We start from the raw sequence: 16,845 nt of genomic DNA on the forward strand, positions 1-16,845 counted from the left end.
TTACTTAATTTGCCGCAGCAGTTGCCAGTCGCGCCTTACGCTGCGGTCGAACATACACAAGCCAGGACGCAGTCCAGACTCCGAGAATCATAAATACAAGGCCAATCCAGCCCTGCCAGGTCATCATTGCAGTCATGACCAGTCCATTACCGATAGAGCAACCACCTGCAATGCTGGCACCGAAGCCCATCAGTACACCACCTAACCCGCTACGTAATGTTGTTTGTGCATCAGCAGCGCGAACGCGGAACTCACGGCTCGCTTTGGCGGCAATAAATGACCCCACGAAGCTCCCTAACACCAGGAAAACGCCCCAGTTAATGTATTTCACGTCACCCGCGACCAGAAATTGCAGAATATTGGCCGTTGGGGAAGTGATGCCTAACCCAAACATACGTCCGGTTGCTTCACTCAGGGGCCAGGCTAAAAGCGCAATCAAACCGATGAGTACAGCTGTGACAAAGGGATGCCAGCGTTTTTCAAACAGAATATGAGCGATCCCGGTTCGGCGCGGCGGTAAGGTCGCGACTTTGAGTTTTGGCTTCTTCAACTCTTTCATCACCACCCAGAGCGTTATCACCAGCAAAACGGCAACCAACGGCCACACAGACAAATTAAAAGTATCAGCAATAGAGTTATGTTCAGTAGTGTAGTGCTGCAAGGTTTGATTTAAACCACTGGCGTGTGGAGAACGCATCACCGCACTCATCACCATATAAGTGAAAAGCGCGATCCAACTGCCGATCAATCCCTCACCCGCGCGATACCAGGTCCCGGTGGCACATCCACCCGCCAGAACAATTCCCAGCCCGAAAAGATACCCACCTATAACAGTACCAAGCCACGGGAACGCCCCGGCTTCGTAAGTCAGTAGGCCCGCCTGAATTAACGCAAAAACCCCCACGCTTTGTACCGAAATTGCAATCAGCAAGGCGTAAAACATGCGATTATTTTTCGCGACATACATATCGCGAAAACCACCTGTCAGGCAAAAACGCCCACGCTGCATGACAAATCCCAGCAGAGCACCACAAATTAGCCCGCTTAATATCATTGAAAACATAAATTAATTAACCAGATGAATGTTAATAAGGAAATTATTCATGACTGGTGGAATGCAGACCAATAACCAAATTCTCTAAATTAGAACAAATGGTTATTAATGAGGATTTCGATAAAAAAGAATAAAAAAACCGGAGCCAAATATTCATTCGACTCCGGTTGATTATTAGAAAAGATGATTATGCTACGTCTTCGTACTGCGGAACCGGGTTACGGAAGCTCTTGGTTACGCATGCCAGGTAAATCAGGCCGATAGCAGCCCAGATCAGACCCAGAACCATTGAGCTTTCTTCCAGGTTAACCCACAGCGCACCAACGGTCAGCGCACCACACATCGGCAGGAACAGATACTGGAAGTGATCTTTCAGCGTCTTGTTACGCTTCTCACGGATCCAGAACTGCGAGATGACCGACAGGTTAACGAAGGTGAACGCCACCAACGCACCAAAGTTAATCAGCGCCGTTGCCATTACCAGGTCAAAGTTGATTGCCAGCAGGGCAATCGCGCCAACCAGGATGATATTCATCGCCGGAGTACGCCATTTCGGGTGTACATAACCGAAGAAGCTTTTCGGGAACACGCCGTCACGACCCATTACGTACATCAGACGCGCAACGCCTGCGTGCGCCGCCATACCGGACGCCAGTACGGTAATGGTGGAGAAGATCAGCGCGCCAACCTGGAACGCTTTACCCGCAACGTACAGCATGATTTCAGGCTGTGACGCATCCGGATCTTTAAAGCGAGAGATATCCGGGAAGTACAGCTGCAGGAAGTAAGTTGCAAAGATGAAGATCATGCCGCCAATCAGCGCGGTCAGGAAAATCGCACGCGGGATCACGCGCTCTGCATCTTTGGTTTCTTCCGACAGGTTGCTGATGCCGTCAAAGCCGGTAAAGGAGAAGCACAGGATTGTCGCCCCGGTAATCATCGGGATAACATGCGCATCGCCAGACCAGAACGGACGAGTGCTCGCCAGCGTACCCGCTCCTTCACCTTCAAATACGCCATAAACAACCATGCCCAGGATCACCGCGATCAGCACTACCTGCAACACGACGATTACAGTGTTGAAGTTCGCTACGGATTTCAGACTACGCAGGTTAAAGGCGGTCATAAAGGCCACCAGCGCCACCACAAACATCCACGATGGAATGGAAGGCACCAGAGCTTCAAAATAGATTTTCGCCAGCAGAATGTTGATCATCGGCGCGAACAGATAGTCGAGCAGAGAAGACCAACCCACCATAAAGCCGACAGTCGGGCTAATGGATTTCTGGGCGTAAGTGTATGCAGAGCCAGCAGAAGGATAGCGGCGGACCAGCTTCCCGTAGCTCAGAGCCGTAAACAGGATCGCAATCAATGCGAACGCATAGGCTGTCGGCACATGACCATCCGTGAGGCCTGAAACGATACCAAAAGTATCAAACAGCGTCATCGGCTGCATATAGGCAAGACCCATCATTACAACCGGAACTAACGTAAGCGTTTTACGCAATTCCACGCGAGAGGTGTTTGGAGTAACGTTATGCGACATGGTCATTCTCCTTTACGGTGATAACCGTCGCGTAAGCAAAAAATTGCCCCATTTTTTTGGATTCCTCAGCGACAACAACTGTCGATTTTTAGTAAATATCTATCCGGTACGAAGCCCGGCCTCTTGGTATGAATGATTGGTTTGAAGCAAAAAATAACCGACGCTGATGAAACGTCGGTTTTTAGTCATTTTTTGACAGCGGCGCATTGTGCCTAAATGGGGGGGAAATGACAAGAGAATGAGAGGCTTGTCATAATAATTTTTCTTTAAATGGCTGATTTTCCGTCATCAGATTTTGCATAAACACCGGCGATCGCACTATTTGCTAAAATTTCATCCCGCCACCAGCCGCTGGCAAGCCCTGCGGTCTGTTCATTCCAGCCAATCCAGACGGGTTCAAAGAGAGTTTGGGCGACCACTTTCTTCTCGATTAACGCGCCACTATCGAGAAAACGTTGCGCCAGATAACGGGGTAAATAGCCGCAGCCGAGGCCGCTAATTTGCAGCTCCAGCTTGGTTTTAAAATCGAAAACGGTAATGGCTTCTTGTTCGTCGAGAAGTTGTGAGGCCGTAGAAGCGCCTGCCTGCGCAGTGTCCCCCACCACAATCGCCCGATATCGCTTAATGATACGACGGTTTAACGGCTCTTCTTCCTGGGCTAACGGATGATGAGGCGCGACCGCAAAGACTTGTTCCAGATCGCCCAACCGCGAGAAACCAAATTCACTGGAAGATGGTGGCTCATGCATCGCGCCAACAATAATATCCGCTCGCCCCTGAGTCAGGGCATCCCAGGAACCACCGAGTACGCCATTGATAAACTTCAGGCGCGTCACGCTATGATGTTGATAAAAAGCTTCAATCAGTGGCGCAAGCAGAGAAAAAGGAAACGTGTCGTCCACGCCAATCACCAGCTCGTTTTCCCAGCCTTCATGCAGTTTGATCGCCTGCTTTTCCAGTTCCCGCACGGTATGCAGAACTTCCCGCCCTTTCTCTAATAACATTTTTCCGGTGCGGGTGAATTTAGCGCGGTGACCGCTACGATCAAGCAATTGAATATTAAGGTCGCTTTCCAGCTTGTGAACGGTGTAACTCAGAGCGGACGGCGTCTTGTAGAGTTTGGCCGACGCCGCCGCAAAACTGCCTTCTTTTTCTAAGGCATCGAGGATCATCAACACATCCAGCAGTGGTTTCATACACGCCCCCTTGCAGTGCATGCGGCGTCCTGCTGGCGTGATCGTTTACTCCAGCGGCATTACCAGCGGATCGGGATACTGGTATTCAAACCCCAGTTCATTACAAATCCGACTGCCATCAATAATCTTACCTTTGCCGCTGTCCAGACTATTTCTGAACTGCGGAGGTTCCAGCCCCAGTAAACGGGCCATCTGCGGATAGAAAACATTACGCGCAGGGTGAGCTGGCGCACATATATTATAGATGTGTCCGCCTTTAGGTGCCTGTAACAACAGAGTGATAGCGCCAATAACATCTTCTAAATGGACTAAATTAACACCATGTTCACCATCAGGCGCGGTTTTTCCGGCAAAGAAGCGTCCGGGATGACGTCCCGGTCCGACAAGGCCCGCAAGACGCAGAATATCGACCGAAGTACCGGGTAAATTGTGCAGCCAGTCTTCGAGTTCTTCTAATACTCTTCCACTGTTGGTTACCGGATTACGCGGGGTAGTTTCTTTCACCGTGCCTTGCGCGTCGCCATAGACAGACGTTGAGCTGGTGAAAATAATGCGGGGAATACGATGAGCCAGCGCGCTATCCACTAACTCTTGTACCGCTTGTAAATAGAACTCATCGCCGGGGCCGCTACGACGTGCCGGAAGCGTAATGACCAGCGCATCGGCATCCATCAGGGCATCCAGATCGTCAGAATCGCAAACTAACTCAGGCTCCATGCGAAGCAGATAGCTATCAATGCCACTCATTCGGGCCGCTTCGACACCATCTTGTGTGGTTTTACTCCCGGTGACTTGCCAGCCTCGCGCTGAAAGTGACATCGCCAGCGGCATGCCTAACCACCCTAACCCGACAATTGCGACCTTTTTCATCCGTTATCTCCTGATACACCTAAGATCTATAAGGCTACGCTAGCGTATCAAAACTGACAATTCATTCTATGAATGAAATCGAAACGGTTAGCAAATATACCATTGCCTGATGCGCTCCGCTTATCAGTCCTACAAAAACATCAATATATTGAATTTACGCAACATTTGTAGACCAGATAAGGCATTCACGCCGCATCCGGCAGGAACAAAGCCCACTTTAGTTACAGAACACAATGTTCTTGAGGGTTTTAAAGACATATTTTCACGATTTCTTTTCTAACGTAGTCACTCCAGGCCCCCTCCTTTCCCCGCTCATTCATTAAACAAATCCATTGCCATAAAATATATAAAAAAGCCCTTGCTTTCTAACGTGAAAGTGGTTTAGGTTAAAAGACATCAGTTGAATAAACATTCACAGAGACTTTTATGACACGCGTTCAATTTAAACACCACCATCATCACCATCATCCTGACTAGTCTTTCAGGCGATGTGTGCTGGAAGACATTCAGATCTTCCAGTGGTGCATGAACGCATGAGAAAGCCCCCGGAAGATCACCTTCCGGGGGCTTTTTTATTGCGCGGTTGATAACGGTTCAGACAGGTTTAAAGAGGAATAACAAAATGACAGACAACACTCGTTTACGCATAGCTATGCAGAAATCCGGCCGTTTAAGTGATGATTCACGCGAATTGCTGGCGCGCTGTGGCATTAAAATCAATCTTCACACCCAGCGCCTGATCGCGATGGCAGAAAACATGCCGATTGATATTCTGCGCGTGCGTGACGACGACATTCCCGGTCTGGTAATGGATGGCGTGGTAGACCTTGGGATTATCGGCGAAAACGTGCTGGAAGAAGAGCTGCTTAACCGCCGCGCCCAGGGTGAAGATCCGCGCTACTTTACCCTGCGTCGTCTGGATTTTGGCGGCTGCCGACTTTCACTGGCAACGCCGGTTGATGAAGCCTGGGACGGCCCGCTCTCCTTAAACGGTAAACGTATCGCCACCTCTTATCCTCACCTGCTCAAGCGTTATCTCGACCAGAAAGGCATCTCTTTTAAATCCTGCTTACTGAACGGTTCTGTTGAAGTCGCCCCGCGTGCCGGACTGGCGGATGCGATTTGCGATCTGGTTTCCACCGGTGCCACGCTGGAAGCAAACGGCCTGCGCGAAGTCGAAGTTATCTACCGCTCGAAAGCTTGCCTGATCCAACGCGATGGCGAAATGGAAGAATCCAAACAGCAACTGATCGACAAACTGCTGACCCGTATTCAGGGTGTGATCCAGGCGCGCGAATCAAAATACATCATGATGCACGCACCGACCGAACGTCTGGATGAAGTCATCGCCCTGCTGCCAGGTGCCGAACGCCCAACTATTCTGCCGCTGGCGGGTGATCAACAGCGCGTAGCGATGCACATGGTCAGCAGCGAAACCCTGTTCTGGGAAACCATGGAAAAACTGAAAGCGCTGGGTGCCAGTTCAATCCTGGTCCTGCCGATTGAGAAGATGATGGAGTGATCGCCATGAGCTTTAACACAATCATTGACTGGAATAGCTGTACTGCGGAGCAACAACGCCAGCTGTTAATGCGCCCGGCGATCTCCGCTTCTGAAAGCATTACCCGCACTGTTAACGATATTCTCGATAACGTGAAAGCACGCGGTGATGACGCCCTGCGGGAATACAGCGCGAAGTTTGATAAAACCACGGTTACCGCACTGAAGGTGTCTGCTGAGGAAATTGCCGCCGCCAGCGAACGCCTGAGCGACGAGCTAAAACAGGCGATGGCGGTGGCAGTAAAGAATATTGAAACCTTCCACACTGCGCAAAAACTGCCGCCGGTAGATGTTGAAACTCAGCCTGGTGTGCGTTGCCAGCAGGTCACGCGCCCGGTAGCTTCGGTTGGTTTGTATATTCCTGGCGGTTCCGCCCCGCTCTTCTCAACGGTATTAATGCTGGCGACTCCGGCGCGTATTGCGGGTTGCAATAAAGTGGTGCTGTGCTCACCGCCGCCGATTGCCGATGAAATTCTTTACGCGGCGCAGCTATGCGGTGTGCAGGACGTGTTTAACGTCGGCGGCGCACAGGCCATTGCCGCGCTGGCGTTTGGTACGGAATCTGTGCCGAAAGTGGACAAAATCTTCGGGCCGGGTAACGCCTTTGTCACCGAAGCGAAACGTCAGGTGAGCCAGCGTCTGGACGGTGCGGCGATCGATATGCCCGCAGGCCCGTCGGAAGTGCTGGTGATTGCTGACAGCGGCGCTACGCCGGATTTCGTGGCTTCTGATTTGCTTTCTCAGGCTGAACACGGCCCGGATTCACAGGTGATTTTACTGACGCCTGACGCTGATATGGCGCATCAAGTTGCCGAAGCCGTCGAACGCCAGTTAGCAGAACTGCCGCGTGCCGAAACCGCACGTCAGGCACTGAGCGCCAGCCGCCTGATCGTGACCAACGATTTAGCGCAGTGCGTGGCAATCTCCAACCAGTACGGCCCGGAGCACCTGATCATTCAGACCCGCAACGCCCGCGAACTGGTCGATAGCATCACCAGCGCCGGTTCGGTATTTCTTGGTGACTGGTCACCGGAATCGGCAGGTGATTACGCCTCCGGCACCAACCACGTTCTGCCGACTTACGGTTACACCGCCACCTGTTCCAGCCTCGGACTGGCGGATTTCCAGAAGCGGATGACCGTGCAGGAACTGTCGAAAGTAGGTTTCTCCGCGCTGGCTTCGACCATTGAAACACTGGCCGCCGCCGAGCGCCTGACCGCCCACAAAAATGCCGTTACTTTGCGTGTTAACGCCCTTAAGGAGCAAGCATGAGCACCGTGACTATTACCGATTTAGCGCGTGAGAACGTCCGCAACCTGACGCCGTATCAGTCGGCGCGTCGTCTGGGCGGTAACGGCGACGTCTGGCTGAACGCCAACGAATACCCCACAGCCGTGGAGTTTCAGCTTACTCAGCAAACGCTCAACCGCTACCCGGAATGCCAGCCGAAAGCGGTGATTGAAAATTACGCGCAGTATGCAGGCGTGAAGGCGGAGCAGGTGCTGGTCAGCCGTGGCGCGGACGAAGGTATTGAACTGCTGATTCGCGCTTTTTGCGAACCGGGTAAAGACGCCATCCTCTACTGCCCGCCAACGTACGGCATGTACAGCGTCAGCGCCGAAACCATTGGCGTCGAGTGCCGCACAGTGCCGACGCTGAAAAACTGGCAACTGGACTTGCAGGGCATTTCCGACAAGCTGGACGGCGTAAAAGTGGTTTATGTTTGCAGCCCCAACAACCCGACCGGGCAACTGATCAATCCACAGGATTTTCGCACCCTGCTGGAGTTAACGCGCGGTAAAGCGATTGTGGTTGCCGATGAGGCCTATATCGAGTTTTGCCCGCAGGCATCGCTGGCTGGCTGGCTGGCGGAATATCCGCACCTGGCTATTTTGCGCACACTGTCGAAAGCCTTCGCTCTGGCGGGCCTTCGTTGCGGATTTACGCTGGCAAACGAAGAAGTCATCAACCTGCTGATGAAAGTGATCGCCCCCTACCCGCTCTCGACGCCGGTTGCCGACATTGCAGCCCAGGCGTTAAGCCCGCAGGGGATCGTCGCCATGCGCGAACGAGTGGCGCAAATTATTGCTGAACGCGAATACCTGATGGCCGCACTGAAAGAGATCCCCTGCGTGGAGCAGGTTTTCGACTCCGAAACCAACTACATTCTGGCGCGCTTTAAAGCCTCCAGCGCAGTGTTTAAATCTTTGTGGGATCAGGGCATTATCTTACGTGATCAGAATAAACAACCCTCTTTAAGCGGCTGCCTGCGAATTACCGTCGGAACCCGTGAAGAAAGCCAGCGCGTCATTGACGCCTTACGTGCGGAGCAAGTTTGATGAGTCAGAAGTATCTTTTTATCGATCGCGATGGAACCCTGATTAGCGAACCGCCGAGTGATTTTCAGGTGGACCGTTTTGACAAACTCGCCTTTGAACCGGGCGTGATCCCGGAACTGCTGAAGCTGCAAAAAGCGGGCTACAAACTGGTGATGATCACTAATCAGGATGGTCTGGGAACACAAAGTTTCCCGCAGGCGGATTTTGATGGACCGCACAACCTGATGATGCAGATCTTCACCTCGCAAGGCGTGCAGTTTGATGAAGTGCTGATTTGTCCGCACCTGCCCGCAGATGAGTGCGACTGCCGTAAACCGAAAGTAAAACTGGTGGAGCGTTATCTCGCTGAGCAAGCGATGGATCGTGCCAACAGTTATGTGATTGGCGATCGCGCGACCGATATTCAACTGGCGGAAAACATGGGTATTAATGGTTTACGCTACGACCGCGAAACCCTGAACTGGCCGATGATTGGCGAGCAACTCACTAAACGAGACCGTTACGCCCACGTAGTGCGCAACACCAAAGAGACGCAAATTGACGTCCAGGTGTGGCTGGATCGTGAAGGTGGCAGCAAGATTAACACCGGCGTTGGCTTCTTTGATCACATGCTGGATCAGATCGCCACCCACGGCGGTTTCCGCATGGAAATCAACGTCAAAGGCGACCTCTATATCGACGATCACCACACCGTCGAAGATACCGGCCTGGCGCTGGGCGAAGCGTTAAAAATTGCCCTCGGCGATAAACGCGGTATTTGTCGCTTTGGTTTTGTGCTGCCGATGGACGAATGCCTTGCCCGCTGCGCGCTGGATATCTCTGGTCGCCCGCACCTGGAATATAAAGCCGAATTTACCTACCAGCGCGTGGGCGATCTCAGCACTGAAATGATCGAGCACTTCTTCCGTTCGCTCTCTTACACTATGGGCGTGACGCTACACCTGAAAACCAAAGGTAAAAACGATCATCACCGTGTAGAGAGCCTGTTCAAAGCCTTTGGTCGCACCCTGCGCCAGGCCATCCGCGTGGAAGGCGACACCCTGCCCTCGTCAAAAGGAGTGCTGTAATGAACGTGGTGATCCTTGATACCGGCTGCGCCAATCTGAACTCGGTGAAGTCTGCCATTGCGCGCCACGGTTATGAACCCAAAGTCAGCCGTGACCCGGACGTCGTGTTGCTGGCCGATAAACTGTTTTTACCCGGCGTTGGCACCGCGCAAGCGGCGATGGACCAGGTGCGTGAGCGCGAGCTGTTTGATCTCATCAAAGCCTGTACCCAACCGGTGCTGGGCATCTGCTTAGGGATGCAACTGCTGGGGCGGCGCAGCGAAGAGAGCAACGGCATCGACTTGCTGGGCATCATCGACGAAGACGTGCCGAAAATGACCGACTTTGGTCTGCCGCTGCCGCATATGGGCTGGAACCGCGTTTACCCGCAGGCAGGCAACCGCCTGTTTCAGGGGATTGAAGACGGCGCGTACTTTTACTTTGTTCACAGCTACGCAATGCCAGTCAATCCGTGGACCATCGCCCAGTGTAACTACGGCGAACCGTTCACCGCGGCGGTACAAAAAGATAACTTCTATGGCGTGCAGTTCCACCCGGAGCGTTCTGGTGCCGCTGGCGCTAAGTTGCTGAAAAACTTCCTGGAGATGTGATGATTATTCCGGCATTAGATTTAATCGACGGCACCGTGGTGCGTCTCCATCAGGGCGATTATGGCAAACAACGCGATTACGGTAACGACCCGCTGCCACGCTTACAGGATTACGCCGCACAAGGTGCTGAAGTGCTGCACCTGGTGGATCTGACCGGGGCAAAAGATCCGGCTAAACGTCAAATCCCGCTGATTAAAACCCTGGTCGCGGGCGTTAACGTTCCGGTGCAGGTTGGCGGCGGCGTGCGTAGCGAAGAAGACGTAGCGGCGTTACTGGAAGCAGGTGTTGCGCGTGTGGTAGTTGGCTCCACCGCGGTGAAATCACCAGAAAGGGTGAAAGGCTGGTTTGAACGCTTCGGTGCGGATGCCTTAGTGCTGGCGCTGGATGTCCGTATTGACGAGCAAGGCAACAAGCAAGTGGCGGTCAGTGGCTGGCAAGAGAATTCGGGTGTGTCGCTGGAACAACTGGTGGAAACCTATCTGCCCGTCGGCCTGAAACATGTGCTGTGTACCGATATCTCGCGCGACGGCACGCTGGCAGGCTCTAACGTCTCTTTATATGAAGAAGTGTGCGCCAGATATCCGCAAGTAGCATTTCAGTCCTCCGGCGGTATTGGCGACATTAATGATGTCGCTGCCCTGCGTGGCACTGGCGTGCGCGGCGTAATAGTTGGTCGGGCATTACTGGAAGGTAAATTCACCGTGAAGGAGGCCATCGCATGCTGGCAAAACGCATAATTCCGTGTCTCGACGTTCGTGATGGTCAGGTGGTGAAAGGCGTACAGTTTCGCAACCATGAAATCATTGGCGATATCGTGCCGCTAGCAAAACGCTACGCCGAAGAAGGTGCGGACGAGCTGGTGTTCTACGATATCACCGCTTCCAGCGATGGACGGGTGGTAGATAAAAGCTGGGTATCTCGCGTGGCGGAAGTGATCGACATTCCGTTTTGTGTGGCGGGTGGGATTAAGTCTCTGGAAGATGCCGCGAAAATTCTTTCCTTTGGCGCGGATAAAATTTCCATCAACTCTCCTGCGCTGGCGGACCCGACGTTAATTACTCGCCTGGCCGATCGCTTTGGCGTGCAGTGTATTGTGGTCGGTATTGATACCTGGTACGACGCCGAAACCGGTAAATATCATGTGAATCAATATACCGGCGATGAAAGCCGCACCCGCGTCACTCAATGGGAAACGCTCGACTGGGTACAGGAAGTGCAAAAACGCGGTGCCGGAGAAATCGTCCTCAATATGATGAATCAGGACGGCGTGCGTAACGGTTACGACCTCGAACAACTGAAAAAAGTGCGTGAAGTTTGCCACGTCCCGCTGATTGCCTCCGGTGGCGCGGGCACCATGGAACACTTCCTCGAAGCCTTCCGCGATGCCGACGTTGACGGCGCGCTGGCAGCTTCCGTATTCCACAAACAAATAATCAATATTGGTGAATTAAAAGCGTACCTGGCAACACAGGGCGTGGAGATCAGGATATGTTAACAGAACAACAACGTCGCGAACTGGACTGGGAAAAAACCGACGGACTTATGCCGGTGATTGTGCAACACGCGGTATCCGGCGAAGTGCTAATGCTGGGCTATATGAACCCGGAAGCCTTAGACAAAACCCTCGAAAGCGGCAAAGTCACCTTCTTCTCGCGCACTAAACAGCGACTGTGGACCAAAGGCGAAACGTCGGGCAATTTCCTCAACGTAGTGAGTATTGCCCCGGACTGCGACAACGACACGTTACTGGTGCTGGCGAATCCCATCGGGCCAACCTGCCACAAAGGCACCAGCAGCTGCTTCGGCGACACCGCTCACCAGTGGCTGTTCCTGTATCAACTGGAACAACTGCTCGCCGAACGTAAATCTGCCGACCCGGAAACCTCCTACACTGCCAAACTGTATGCCAGCGGCACCAAACGCATTGCGCAGAAAGTAGGCGAAGAAGGCGTGGAAACCGCGCTGGCCGCGACGGTACATGACCGCTTTGAGCTGACCAACGAGGCATCTGATTTGATGTATCACCTGCTGGTGTTGTTGCAGGATCAGGGGCTGGATTTAACGACGGTAATTGAGAACCTGCGTAAACGGCATCAGTGAGTTGCGGGGTAAGCGGATGCGATATTGTTGCCGCATCCGGCAAAAAAACGGGCAAGGTGTCACCACCCTGCCCTTTTTCTTTAAAACCGAAAAGATTACTTCGCGTTGTAATTGCGTAGAGCATTACGCCCCAGCACAATCCCCGCGCCAACCATGCCACCCAGCAGCACCGCCAGAATCAAGGTAATTGCCTTTTTCGGGCTATCACGACGAATAGGTAACGTCGGTTTCATTACATAGCGGTAAGCATGAATATCAAGATCATCAACCTTTAAGCTTTCGATATCAAGCAGGTTTTGACGAGTCTGATAGTAGTTTGGTGAGAACACCAACGGACGGGTCGCCTCATGCTTAATCATCGACTCCAGCGCTTCGCTCCCCAAAAGGAACAACGTATCTTGTGTGATATCTTCGCCAGTCTGTTGAATCTGCGGTTTTGTCACCTGCGCCTGATTCGCATACTGCAACGCTTCCTGAATCTGACGGATACGCAGATCTTTCTGCTCCTGCGCAACCACTTCCTGCGTTCTTAAAGAGTCCTGCAAGTTTTTCCGTCCCAGAGCAATGTTGTCCTTGAGATCCTTTTCTAACTCTTGATTCACTTTATCGTCAACTTGCTGAATGTATTGGGCCAACTTCATTTGTGCGCCCTCTGCAGTTTGCCCAACATAAGAAACAGTCAATGGTAATTGCTGGTTCTTAACAGAAGGTTCGATGGTAAGTTTTTCTGGTTCTTCCTGATTATCCAGCGTTTCTGCTAATGCAGAGAAGGCAGAACTGAAGCGACCAATTAACGTCTCCTGCAAATCCGATACTTTCGGTGCAGCCTGACCATAGATAACATTCATGGCATTGTTATAGCCAGCAATTTGCCCCACATCGGGCTGAGTGATAATTGCTGTTGACGTCCATTTCTCCTTCGCTACTGCCAAATATCCAATAGCCAGGGCAATAGCCACAATGACGGAAATGATGATTGTCATCTTGCCACGCCACAACTGCACTAGTAAATCAATCAAATCAATCTGTTCCGGGTCATGGTTTTGCCCAGAAACATTATTATTTTCTACTCTCATCATTACCCTAACTGACGGAAATTTCCAAGTCCGCATAGTTTAGCGATAATCCTCATGAATGCTATAGGATAATTGATAAAAATAATGAATTGTTACGCAAGTAACAAAAGACAATCAGGGCGTAAATAGCCCTGATAACAGGATGTTAGTCGCTGCCAAAGAGATCGCGGGTGTAGACCTTATCTGCCACATCTTTAAGCTCTTCTGCCATACGGTTGGAAATAATGACATCGGCTTGTTGTTTGAAAGTGGCGAGATCACGTTCCAGGCGAGAGTTGAAGAATGAATCTTCTTTCATCACCGGTTCGTAGATGATCACTTCAACGCCTTTCGCCTTGATACGTTTCATAATCCCCTGAATGGAAGACGCACGGAAGTTATCTGACCCGCTCTTCATAATCAGACGATAAATACCCACCACTTGCGGTTTGCGTGACAAAATGGCATCGGCAATAAAGTCTTTACGTGTGCGGTTAGCATCGACAATTGCCGAGATCAGGTTATTCGGCACAGACTGGTAGTTCGCCAGTAACTGCTTGGTATCTTTCGGCAGACAATAACCACCATAGCCAAACGACGGGTTGTTGTAATGGTTGCCAATACGCGGATCGAGACAAACGCCTTCGATAATCTGGCGAGTATTCAGACCTAAACTTTCTGCATAGCTATCCAGTTCGTTAAAGTACGCCACGCGCATCGCCAGGTAGGTGTTTGCAAAAAGTTTAATCGCTTCTGCTTCAGTGGAGTCGGTAAACAGGGTCGGGATATTTTGCTTAATCGCTCCTTCCTGTAACAGAGCAGCAAAACGTTCTGCGCGTTCTGAACGCTCACCGATGACAATACGTGAAGGATGGAGATTATCGTAAAGGGCTTTACCCTCACGGAGAAATTCCGGGGAGAATATAATATTTTCAGTGCGATATTTCTTATGCATCGCTGCGGTAAAACCAACGGGAACCGTTGATTTGATCACCATAACCGCATAAGGATTTATCTCAACTACGTCTTTAATTACTGATTCTACACTGGATGTATTGAAATAATTAGTTTTAGGATCATAGTCGGTTGGAGTGGCGATGATGACATAATCAGCATCCCGGTAGGCTTCATTTTTATCTAATGTGGCATTAAAGTGTATTTTATCTGATTGCAAAAACTGCTGAATTTCCTTATCAACAATAGGAGATATCCGATCATTCAGCATAGCAACGCGTGACGGTAAAATATCTAATGCCACAACCTCATGATTTTGTGCGATTAGAAGCCCGTTTGACAAGCCGACATAGCCAGTACCGGAAATGGTGATTTTCATTTCATGCTCTCAGAATTAACTTAACTGTGAATCATGATGTTTTTAGCATCCTGATAAGAGTTAAAAGTTTTAACGCTACGTTGTAAGATGGTCAACGCAACGAAAAACAATTCAGAATTTCTTTATAAGAATAGCTGATATTTATTAAGTTAATATTAAGCAGTGAAATTTAGTCTATAAGATAATTGGTAAAAAAAACCCGGCATAATATACGCCGGGCCTCAATTTTATTGTTGATTAAATCAGATTAATCCAGCCATTCGGTATGGAACACACCTTCTTTATCAATGCGCTTATAAGTATGCGCACCGAAATAGTCACGCTGTGCCTGGATCAGGTTCGCAGGCAGAACAGCGGCGCGGTAGCTGTCATAATAGGCAACCGCAGCGGCGAAGGTCGGAACCGGGATACCGTTCTGTACCGCGTAAGCGACGACATCGCGCAGCGCCTGCTGGTAGTCATCGGCGATTTGCTTGAAGTACGGAGCCAGCAGCAGGTTAGCGATCTGCGGATTTTCGGCATAAGCATCGGTGATTTTCTGCAGGAACTGCGCACGGATGATGCAGCCAGCACGGAAAATCTTCGCGATTTCGCCGTAGTCCAGATCCCAGTTGTACTCTTCAGACGCCGCACGCAGTTGAGAGAAGCCCTGAGCGTAAGAAACGATTTTGCCCAGATACAGTGCACGGCGAACTTTTTCGATGAACTCATCTTTATCGCCTGCTGGCTGCGCTTGCGGGCCAGAGAGAACTTTAGATGCGGCAACACGCTGATCTTTCAGAGAAGAGATATAACGTGCAAACACAGACTCGGTAATCAGCGACAGCGGTTCACCGAGATCCAGCGCGCTCTGGCTGGTCCATTTACCGGTACCTTTGTTAGCCGCTTCATCCAGAATCACATCAACCAGGTAGTTACCGTCTTCATCTTTTTTAGTGAAGATGTCTTTAGTGATGTCAATCAGGTAGCTGCTCAGTTCACCGTTATTCCACTCGGTAAAGGTCTGCGCCAGTTCTTCGTTAGTGAGGTTCAGGCCACCTTTAAGCAGAGAATAGGCTTCAGCAATCAGCTGCATATCGCCATATTCAATACCGTTGTGAACCATCTTCACATAGTGACCTGCGCCATCGGTACCAATATAGGTAACGCACGGTTCGCCATCTTCAGCAACGGCTGCGATTTTGGTCAGGATCGGCGCAACCAGTTCATAGGCTTCTTTCTGCCCACCAGGCATGATGGAAGGCCCTTTCAGCGCGCCCTCTTCACCACCGGAAACACCGGTACCGATGAAGTTAAAGCCTTCGGCAGAAAGCTCACGGTTACGGCGAATGGTGTCCTGGAAGAATGTATTACCACCATCAATGATGATGTCACCTTTATCGAGGTACGGCTTGATGGAATCAATAGCAGCATCCGTGCCAGCACCTGCTTTCACCATTAACAGGATGCGACGAGGCGTTTCCAGAGATTCAACAAACTCTTTCACCGTATAGTAAGGAACCAGTTTCTTGCCTGGATTTTCGGCAATCACTTCTTCCGTCTTTTCACGGGAACGGTTGAAAATAGAGACGGTATAACCACGGCTTTCGATGTTGAGCGCAAGGTTGCGCCCCATCACTGCCATACCGATTACGCCGATCTGTTGCTTTGACATTGTTTACTCCTGTCACGAAATTACCGTCTTAGCGGTTCGGTTTAAACGTAATGTTAACATACAAAGATACAACTAAGAAAAAATAAGAGTGCAATCTTCAGAATTATTATATAATTACTTCCGAATATATTGGTAAATAATTTTTAAGACCTTTAGAGGGAGTAATCGCGGAATGCTTCTTACTAACAAAATGCAGAATCCAGATATATGTGACTGCAAACCAAGTTTAACTTTTAGCCGATAAAGTTGGAATTCACTTTTTATATACCTCAGCCCTTTTCGCCTAGCCAACATATTATCACCAACTCTAGCTAATATTAACGACTCATTAATGTTACACACATCAAATCCAGATGCCACTACTCGTAACCGGTAATGACTCCAACTTATTGATAGTGTTTTATGTTCAGATAATGCCCGATGACTTTGTCATGCAGCTCCACCGATTTTGAGAACGACAGCGACTTCCGTCCCAGCCGTG

Annotated in this window: 18 protein-coding genes and 1 other annotated feature; of the genes, 9 read left to right on the forward strand and 9 right to left on the reverse strand. The window is 50.7% G+C overall.

Going from position 1 to position 16,845, the window contains the following annotated elements:
• Positions 1–4: 4 nt before the first annotated feature.
• The 5 genes from tsuA to ACJHWR_RS23505 form a co-directional block, all read right to left on the reverse strand.
• Complete coding sequence (tsuA, locus tag ACJHWR_RS23485; protein ID WP_000492349.1) at positions 5–1,063, reverse strand: thiosulfate utilization transporter TsuA/YeeE; 1,059 nt, start codon at positions 1,061–1,063, stop codon at positions 5–7.
• Between the two features lie 178 nt (positions 1,064–1,241).
• The gene (gene plaP / locus ACJHWR_RS23490) at positions 1,242–2,600 is read right to left on the reverse strand and encodes a putrescine/proton symporter PlaP (RefSeq protein ID WP_000019197.1); all 1,359 of its coding nucleotides are present in this window, start codon (positions 2,598–2,600) and stop codon (positions 1,242–1,244) included.
• Positions 2,590–2,652 (reverse strand): membrane protein YoeI, encoded by a 63-nt coding sequence (gene yoeI / locus ACJHWR_RS23495; RefSeq protein ID WP_010723108.1) that lies wholly within the window; start codon positions 2,650–2,652, stop codon positions 2,590–2,592. The genes plaP and yoeI overlap by 11 nt, the downstream gene beginning before the upstream one ends.
• A 214-nt stretch (positions 2,653–2,866) precedes the next feature.
• Positions 2,867–3,796: a LysR substrate-binding domain-containing protein gene (locus tag ACJHWR_RS23500; protein ID WP_000803366.1), complete on the reverse strand. Its 930-nt coding sequence runs from the start codon at positions 3,794–3,796 to the stop codon at positions 2,867–2,869.
• Between the two features lie 45 nt (positions 3,797–3,841).
• The gene (locus ACJHWR_RS23505; RefSeq protein ID WP_000754737.1) at positions 3,842–4,666 is read right to left on the reverse strand and encodes an SDR family oxidoreductase; all 825 of its coding nucleotides are present in this window, start codon (positions 4,664–4,666) and stop codon (positions 3,842–3,844) included.
• Between the two features lie 426 nt (positions 4,667–5,092).
• Between ACJHWR_RS23505 and hisL the strand changes: the two genes are divergently transcribed.
• From hisL to hisIE, 9 genes are all read left to right on the forward strand, one after another.
• On the forward strand, positions 5,093–5,143 hold the full coding sequence (hisL, locus tag ACJHWR_RS23510) for a his operon leader peptide (RefSeq protein ID WP_001364200.1): 51 nt from the start codon (positions 5,093–5,095) through the stop codon (positions 5,141–5,143).
• Positions 5,119–5,242, forward strand: a sequence feature (His leader region). (Overlaps the previous gene by 25 nt.)
• Positions 5,243–5,288: 46 nt before the next feature.
• The gene (gene hisG, locus ACJHWR_RS23515) at positions 5,289–6,188 is read left to right on the forward strand and encodes an ATP phosphoribosyltransferase (protein ID WP_000131782.1); all 900 of its coding nucleotides are present in this window, start codon (positions 5,289–5,291) and stop codon (positions 6,186–6,188) included.
• 5 nt (positions 6,189–6,193) lie between these two features.
• Positions 6,194–7,498 (forward strand): histidinol dehydrogenase, encoded by a 1,305-nt coding sequence (hisD, locus tag ACJHWR_RS23520; protein ID WP_001445890.1) that lies wholly within the window; start codon positions 6,194–6,196, stop codon positions 7,496–7,498.
• Positions 7,495–8,565 (forward strand): histidinol-phosphate transaminase, encoded by a 1,071-nt coding sequence (gene hisC, locus ACJHWR_RS23525; protein WP_000108926.1) that lies wholly within the window; start codon positions 7,495–7,497, stop codon positions 8,563–8,565. The genes hisD and hisC overlap by 4 nt, the downstream gene beginning before the upstream one ends.
• Positions 8,565–9,632: a bifunctional histidinol-phosphatase/imidazoleglycerol-phosphate dehydratase HisB gene (gene hisB / locus ACJHWR_RS23530; protein WP_000080093.1), complete on the forward strand. Its 1,068-nt coding sequence runs from the start codon at positions 8,565–8,567 to the stop codon at positions 9,630–9,632. Before hisC ends, hisB begins: the two co-directional genes overlap by 1 nt.
• On the forward strand, positions 9,632–10,222 hold the full coding sequence (gene hisH, locus ACJHWR_RS23535; protein ID WP_001103550.1) for an imidazole glycerol phosphate synthase subunit HisH: 591 nt from the start codon (positions 9,632–9,634) through the stop codon (positions 10,220–10,222). The genes hisB and hisH overlap by 1 nt, the downstream gene beginning before the upstream one ends.
• Complete coding sequence (hisA, locus tag ACJHWR_RS23540) at positions 10,222–10,959, forward strand: 1-(5-phosphoribosyl)-5-[(5-phosphoribosylamino)methylideneamino]imidazole-4-carboxamide isomerase (protein WP_000586459.1); 738 nt, start codon at positions 10,222–10,224, stop codon at positions 10,957–10,959. The genes hisH and hisA overlap by 1 nt, the downstream gene beginning before the upstream one ends.
• Positions 10,941–11,717: an imidazole glycerol phosphate synthase subunit HisF gene (gene hisF, locus ACJHWR_RS23545; RefSeq protein ID WP_000880182.1), complete on the forward strand. Its 777-nt coding sequence runs from the start codon at positions 10,941–10,943 to the stop codon at positions 11,715–11,717. Before hisA ends, hisF begins: the two co-directional genes overlap by 19 nt.
• Positions 11,711–12,322 (forward strand): bifunctional phosphoribosyl-AMP cyclohydrolase/phosphoribosyl-ATP diphosphatase HisIE, encoded by a 612-nt coding sequence (gene hisIE / locus ACJHWR_RS23550; protein ID WP_000954911.1) that lies wholly within the window; start codon positions 11,711–11,713, stop codon positions 12,320–12,322. The genes hisF and hisIE overlap by 7 nt, the downstream gene beginning before the upstream one ends.
• 95 nt (positions 12,323–12,417) lie before the next feature.
• Here the strand turns inward: hisIE and wzzB are convergent, their stop codons facing one another.
• The 4 genes from wzzB to ACJHWR_RS23570 form a co-directional block, all read right to left on the reverse strand.
• A complete protein-coding gene (gene wzzB, locus ACJHWR_RS23555) occupies positions 12,418–13,398 on the reverse strand; it encodes an LPS O-antigen chain length determinant protein WzzB (protein ID WP_001350693.1) in 981 nt (326 codons plus the stop codon).
• A gap of 145 nt (positions 13,399–13,543) precedes the next feature.
• On the reverse strand, positions 13,544–14,710 hold the full coding sequence (gene ugd / locus ACJHWR_RS23560; RefSeq protein WP_000704862.1) for a UDP-glucose 6-dehydrogenase: 1,167 nt from the start codon (positions 14,708–14,710) through the stop codon (positions 13,544–13,546).
• A 247-nt stretch (positions 14,711–14,957) separates the two neighbouring features.
• A complete protein-coding gene (gene gndA / locus ACJHWR_RS23565) occupies positions 14,958–16,364 on the reverse strand; it encodes an NADP-dependent phosphogluconate dehydrogenase (protein ID WP_000043418.1) in 1,407 nt (468 codons plus the stop codon).
• Positions 16,365–16,750: 386 nt separating this feature from the next.
• The coding region (locus ACJHWR_RS23570) for an IS1 family transposase (RefSeq protein WP_000306640.1) at positions 16,751–16,845 on the reverse strand (95 nt) is incomplete at its 5' end.

The organism is Escherichia sp. WS568 (assembly GCF_046486085.1).
GTDB classification, from domain to species: Bacteria; Pseudomonadota; Gammaproteobacteria; order Enterobacterales; family Enterobacteriaceae; genus Escherichia; species Escherichia coli.